This window comes from Methylobacterium sp. WL116 (genome assembly GCF_008039455.1).
In the GTDB taxonomy this organism is placed as follows: domain Bacteria; phylum Pseudomonadota; class Alphaproteobacteria; order Rhizobiales; family Beijerinckiaceae; genus Methylobacterium.
Window position 1 is genome coordinate 1 of the sequence record NZ_VRUV01000872.1, and the last position, 1,206, is coordinate 1,206.

Here is a 1,206-nt window from a genome sequence, read left to right on the forward strand (position 1 = left end):
ACCGGCGGCGGGCGCCGCCTCCGCCGCCGCCGGTTCCGCCCGCCTTCACCTGGACCGGGTTCTACGCCGGCGTGAACGCCGGCTACGCGTTCCGCGAGTCCGGCAAGGGCTTCACCGACCCGACCTACGGCACCGTGACCGGCGGGGCGGCGAAGGGCGGCTTCGCCGGCGGCCAGGTCGGCTATAACTACCAGCTCACGCCGGGCTCGGGCTTCGTCGTCGGCGTCGAGGCCGACATCCAGGGCACCGCCTTCGCCAAGGCGGATGCGGCCTATCTCGGCACGGTGCCCTACGCGAGCGTCCGCCCGAGCCTCGACTACTTCGGCACCGTGCGCGGCCGCGTCGGCTACACCTTCGACCGGGTGCTGATCTACGGCACCGGCGGCTTCGCCTACGGCGGCGGGTCGGCCTCGGCGAACGCGGCCGCCTACCCCTACGCCCTGCCGGACACGACGCGGACCGGCTACGCCGTCGGCGGCGGCATCGAGTACGCCTTCACCGACAGGATCTCGGCCAAGATCGAGGCGCTCTACCTCGACCTCGGCAAGCGCGTCTCGGGCGCGACCTACTACGATGCCGCCACCGCCACCTATTACGGCGCCGGACGCAGCGATGCCGGCTTCGGCCTGGTCCGCGCCGGCCTGAACTACTGGTTCTGAGACCCCGCCGCCGCACGGCGCGCGATCCGCAAGGGCCTCGTCCGAGCCGGCACCCGCCGGGCCGGGCGAGGCGCCCGCATCCCGCCTGTGGCCCGTCTGCATCGGTCCAGCCGCCCGATCCGCACGCCCGTGTTACGCACAGCATTAACCTTTCGTTAAGGGGGCGATTGCCGTCGGGGCCCGGGCGTGAGAGCTTTCGTTAACGAGAGCTTAACGGGTTGGGCCACGGCGATGCGGTTCGCGATTTCGACGGTTCGGGCGGTGTCGGCGCCCCGCCTGCGCAAGGCCCTCGCCGGCCTCGCGGTGACCGCGGGCCTCGCCTTCGCCGCCGATCTCAGCGGTTGGCGGTGGTGACCGGGGAGGTGACGCCGCCGAGGGAGACCCAGGCGACGGCGTCCTGGCTCTCGCGCTTGATGAAGTTGTAGCCGGTGCGGTGCCAGGGCAGGATCTGGCTGGTCTTGTTGTCGAGCACCAGGTCGCCGCGGTCGGTGATCAGGGTGAGCACGGCGTGGCCCTCGCCCTTCTCGTCGATGACCACGGTCATCCG

At 71.9% G+C, this 1,206-nt stretch carries 2 protein-coding genes; one reads left to right on the forward strand and one right to left on the reverse strand.

Translation table 11 applies throughout. The features are described from left to right. The coding region (locus FV223_RS28075; RefSeq protein WP_147729934.1) for an outer membrane beta-barrel protein at positions 1-659 on the forward strand (659 nt) is incomplete at its 5' end. A 334-nt stretch (positions 660-993) separates the two neighbouring features. Here FV223_RS28075 and FV223_RS28080 read toward each other — a convergent pair. Next, positions 994-1,206: transglutaminase-like cysteine peptidase (locus FV223_RS28080; protein WP_147729935.1), on the reverse strand; the 213-nt coding region annotated here is incomplete at its 5' end.